A 4627-nucleotide genomic window follows, 5' to 3' on the forward strand; every position below is an offset into this window, starting at 1 on the left:
CGCGCTTACCGCTGGTCTCTGCCGCTGCATTGGCCTGCTGTACCTGCTTCTTGGTCTCTTCCAGCTTGGCAGCCAGTTCTGCGGCACGACGGCTGTGCGTTGCCGCATCGCCGCTTGCGCTCTGCATCAGCTGCTTGGTCTTATTCAGCTTCTGTTCCAGCTCAATGGCACGGCGGCTGTGGGTCTGCGCATCCTTGCTGGCACTCTGTACGCGCTGCTGGGTCTCCCCCAGCTTCTGCTCCAGCTCGGAAGCACGCTTGCTGCTGGTTGCCGCGTCAACTGTCACGCGCTGCAGCTGCTTGCGTGTCTCTTCCAGCTCCGTAGACTGCTCTTCTACCCGCTTTTTGTACATCTCTGTCTCATCGCTGGCTTCCTGCATCAGCTGGGTGGTCTCCTCCAGCTCCTGCTTCAGCGCAGAAATGCGGCGGCTGTTTTCTTCTGCCCCGCTGTTGCTGGTCTCTACCTGCTCCAGTGCGTCGTGCAGCTGGCTCTCCAATTCAGCCGCACGCTTGCCATTGGTCTCTGCCGCTGCCTGCGCTTCTTCCAGCTGCGTCTTGGTTGTCTCCAATGCAGCGGACAGCTCTGTGACGCGCTTACTGTGATTCTCTGCCTCGGTGCTCGCCGATGCAGCCTGTTCCTTGGTCTTTTCCAGCGCGCCTTCCAGCTCGGTAACGCGTGCCTGATACACATCACCCTGTGCTGCTGCGCCCTGCAACTGCTTCACCGTCTGTTCCAGCTCTGCAATGCGTGCTTTATACTGGTTGACCTCGGTCATTTCCTTGTCCTTTTCCTGCATCGCTCGTTCCATATCTGCGATGTCACGAGACAGGGATTTGTTCTCCTCCAGATACTTGGAGATCTGCGTGCGCAGATTTTCCGAGCCCTTCACTGCCTGTACATAGTTGTCCGCAATATCACAAGCCGTCAGCAAAACCGCCTGCATCATATTGGCACCGCTCTCTTTGATCTTGCACACGCGACTGTCTACGAGTGCTGCGATCTTGGTCATATATTCTTCATCCTGCTCGCCGGTCATGGTGAACCGGTTGCCGGCAATGACGACCTCGACTCTATTTTTCATAGGAATCCCTTGCCTCCAATTATCTGCTCTCACGGATCTTACTCTATATCCCGCGAGCGATTTTCTTCATATGGTAGTATTATAGCACAGACCGTTCGGGTTTGTTAACAGTTTGTTGGGCCTCTGCGTGTATTTTTGCGCAAAAATTCCTTTTCCTCTGCAAACATCTTCCTGCCGTGTGCATCCTGCACAGAAAATTCACACGACTGGAAATTGTATCCGGCGGCATTTCGTGATAAAATGAAAAAACAGTATAGCAAAACCGTACCACTGCAAAGGAGATTTCCCCATTATGATGAACCTGAGTCAGGTGCGCCGCATCGTGGTAAAAGTAGGTACTTCTACGCTCACTTACCCGACCGGCAAGCTGAATATTCGCGGCATTGAACGCCTCGTGCGCTGCATTGCAGACTTGCACAATCGCGGCTATGAGATGGTGCTCGTATCATCCGGTGCCATCGCTGTCGGCGCGTCCAAAATGCGCCTGCCGGAACGACCAAAAGAGCTGCGCATGAAGCAGGCAGCTGCCGCTGTCGGCCAGTGCGAGCTGATGCACGTCTATGATAAAATCTTTGCCGAATACGGCATCAACACGGCGCAGATTTTGCTCACCACAGAGGACACCGAAGATGAGACCCGCCGCCGCAATGTACACAATACCTTTGATGCTCTGCTGGAGACCAATTCCCTGCCGATTGTCAACGAAAACGACACGGTTGCCGTAGAAGAAATTGAGTTCGGCGACAACGACAGCCTTGCCGCTGTTGTTTCGCGCGTTTCGGATGCCGACTTGCTCGTGATCTTTACGGATATGGACGGTCTGTTCGATGACAATCCACGTGAAAATCCGGAAGCGCGTCTGATTCCTGTCGTCCACGAAATCAACGATGAGCTGCGTGCCATCGCAGGCGGCGCAGGCACGGCAAACGGTACCGGCGGCATGATTACCAAGCTGCACGCCGCCGAGCTGTGCAACGAAAAGAACATTCCGATGTTTGTCGTCAACGGCGCAAAACCGGAAATTCTCTATGAATTGGCAGACGGCCGCCTCGCAGGCACCCTGTTTCTGCCGCCGAACTATGATTCTGCAAGGAGCTGAAGCACTATGAACACGGTATTAGACACCTGCAAGCGTGCCGCTGCCGTCAAGCAGGAAATCGGCACACTGGGAACCAAAGAAAAGAATCGTGCACTGCTCGCCATCGCAGATGCCTTGCAGGCACATCGCGCAGACATTCTCGCCGCCAATCAGCTGGATATTGATACCGGCAGAAAAAACGGCTTAAACGAAGGTCTGATTGACCGCTTGACGCTGGGCAACGACCGCATCGACGGCGTGGCTGACGGTTGCCGTCAGGTTGCCGCTCTTCCCGATCCTATCGGTGAAGTGACCGAGATGAAAGTGACACCAAATGGCTTAAAAATCGGCAAAAAGCGCGTGCCAATGGGTGTCATCGGCATCATTTACGAAGCCCGTCCGAATGTCACGGTAGATGCTGCCGCTTTGTGCTTCAAAGCCGGTTCCGCCTGCGTGCTGCGCGGCGGCAAAGAGGCCTTTCATTCCAATCAGTGTCTGATGGGCATCATGCGTGACGCCATCGCTTCCTGCGGCTTATCACCAGACATTTTAAATCTGATTGAAGACACCACACACGAGGGTGCCAATGTCATGATGCAGGCAAACGGTCTGATTGATGTGCTCATTCCGCGCGGCTCTGCCCGTCTGATTCAAGCGGTTGTCAAAACGGCAACGGTTCCGGTCATTGAAACCGGTGTGGGCAACTGCCATATCTACGTTGATGCCAGTGCAGATTTTTCTATGGCACTGGACATTTTGGAAAACGCCAAATGCCAACGAATTTCCGTGTGCAACGCCGCTGAGAGCCTGCTTGTACACCGTGAAATTGCCGAACAGTTCCTGCCGCTTGCCAAGCAGAGATTGGACAAGCACCATGTCATCTGGCACGGCTGTACGGAGACCTGCGCGATTCTCGGCTCGGATGTTATTCCGGCAACCGATGAGGATTACGGCACAGAATATCTCAATTATGAGATTTCCTGCAAGGTCGTCGGCTCGACAGACGCCGCCATTGACCACATCAACCACTACAACACCGGACATTCGGAAGCAATTGTCACCCATGATTATTTCCATGCCCAGCGTTTTCTGGATCGTGTCGATGCCGCTGCTGTCTATGTCAACGCGTCCACCCGCTTTACTGACGGCGGAGAATTTGGCTTTGGTGCAGAAATCGGTATCTCTACGCAAAAGCTGCACGCACGCGGCCCGATGGGTCTCAAGGAGCTGACTTCCAGCAAGTATATTATTTACGGAGAGGGTCAGATTCGCTGAACCAACCACACAGAAAGGATGCAAGCACATGGAGCGCGAATTTAAGTGGAATATCAAACAGCCGGAAGATTTCGACAAAATCGCAGACAGCGACTTTGTCAAGCCTCTGGTGACAGAGGAAATCCGTCTGGAAATGGAAGCCGCCTACTATGACACGGCAGACGGTCTGGTGTCCAAGGCACATGGCGGTCTGCGCCTGCGCCGCGAAAACAAAGACAAAGTGGTTTGTCTCAAGCTGGCTGCCAGTAGTGCCTTTGACGGTGCCTGCAAGGCGCGGGAAGAATACGAAGTCTGCGCCGATGACATTCGCTCCGGCATTCAAAAACTGCCGTCTGTCGGTGCTCCGCAGGATTTTTGCGACCAACTCATGCAGGTCAATCTGATCGAACAGGGACGCACGATGTTCACGCGATTTGCTTCTCAGCTGGAATATAAGGGCTGTACCTGCGAGTTGTCGTTTGACTATGGACGCATGACGCATTTGACCCGCATCGGCACCATCTGCGAGATGGAGCTAGAGTATAAGGGCGGCAGCGATTTTGATTTCGATGAGCTGGCAATCACGCTGCAGCGCAAGTTCCAATTGGAACCGCAGCCGCTGTCTAAGCTCGCACGAATGATGAGATTATAATGAAAAATCCCGCAGAAATCATTCTGCGGGATTTTTTTGTTCTTTTTCTCAATATGTCCGGCAATTCCGGTCGTACTTTGTCAGCATCGTTGCCGCTTCCGCACGGGTTGCTTTGCCCTGTGGATTAATGTAAAGCTTTCCATTCGATTTTGAGCCACTGATGATGTTCCGATCGACGCACCACAATACAGCCTGTTTCGCCCAGCTTGAAACTTGATCTGTATCTGCATAAGCGTGCAAATCTGCTCCATACACTTCCGGTCGTCCCTGTGCCGCATACAGCATCACTGCCAGCTGCTCTCTGGTCACCTTATCATTTGGAGCAAATTTACCATCGCCAACGCCGCCAACAATGCCCTGCTGTTTTACCCACTGCACGGCATTGTAATACCATTTGCCCGGCTCCACATCACGAAACGCCTGTTCGCCGGATACGCTCGGGCTTCCCGCCTGCGCATACAGAATCTGTGCAACCATCGCGCGCGACAAGGTTGTATACGGTTCAAACGTATTCTCGCTCATGCCGTTCATCATGCGGTGTGCGTAGATGTATTCTACATAA

Annotated in this window: 5 protein-coding genes; 3 read left to right on the top strand and 2 right to left on the bottom strand. The window is 53.4% G+C overall.

Translation table 11 applies throughout. The features are described 5' to 3' along the window. On the bottom strand, nucleotides 1-1081 hold a 1081-nt coding region (locus ACR0P9_RS07945; protein ID WP_432618992.1), incomplete at its 3' end, for a hypothetical protein. Between the two features lie 292 nt (nucleotides 1082-1373). Between ACR0P9_RS07945 and proB the strand changes: the two genes are divergently transcribed. Genes proB through ACR0P9_RS07960 form a run of 3 tightly spaced genes read left to right on the top strand, consistent with a single transcriptional unit; the run spans nucleotide 1374 to nucleotide 4065 of the window. Continuing rightward, the gene (proB, locus tag ACR0P9_RS07950) at nucleotides 1374-2180 is read left to right on the top strand and encodes a glutamate 5-kinase (protein WP_432618994.1); all 807 of its coding nucleotides are present in this window, start codon (nucleotides 1374-1376) and stop codon (nucleotides 2178-2180) included. Between the two features lie 6 nt (nucleotides 2181-2186). After that, entirely contained in the window at nucleotides 2187-3434 is a 1248-nt protein-coding gene (locus ACR0P9_RS07955; RefSeq protein WP_432618996.1) for a glutamate-5-semialdehyde dehydrogenase, read from the top strand. 28 nt (nucleotides 3435-3462) lie between these two features. Further along, complete coding sequence (locus ACR0P9_RS07960) at nucleotides 3463-4065, top strand: CYTH domain-containing protein (RefSeq protein ID WP_432618998.1); 603 nt, start codon at nucleotides 3463-3465, stop codon at nucleotides 4063-4065. A gap of 48 nt (nucleotides 4066-4113) precedes the next feature. Here ACR0P9_RS07960 and ACR0P9_RS07965 read toward each other — a convergent pair. Further along, nucleotides 4114-4627, bottom strand: a 514-nt coding sequence (locus tag ACR0P9_RS07965) for an S-layer homology domain-containing protein (protein WP_432619000.1), incomplete at its 5' end; no start/stop codon positions are given.

Source organism: Butyricicoccus sp., assembly GCF_050872565.1.
Taxonomy (GTDB): Bacteria; Bacillota; Clostridia; order Oscillospirales; family Butyricicoccaceae; genus Butyricicoccus_A.

Bases quoted from the DNA above. Each gene is read 5' to 3' on its own strand.
- proB (WP_432618994.1), top strand. From the start codon at position 1,374: ATGATGAACCTGAGTCAGGTGCGCCGCATCGTGGTAAAAGTAGGTACT.
- ACR0P9_RS07955 (WP_432618996.1), top strand. From the start codon at position 2,187: ATGAACACGGTATTAGACACCTGCAAGCGTGCCGCTGCCGTCAAGCAG.
- ACR0P9_RS07960 (WP_432618998.1), top strand. From the start codon at position 3,463: ATGGAGCGCGAATTTAAGTGGAATATCAAACAGCCGGAAGATTTCGAC.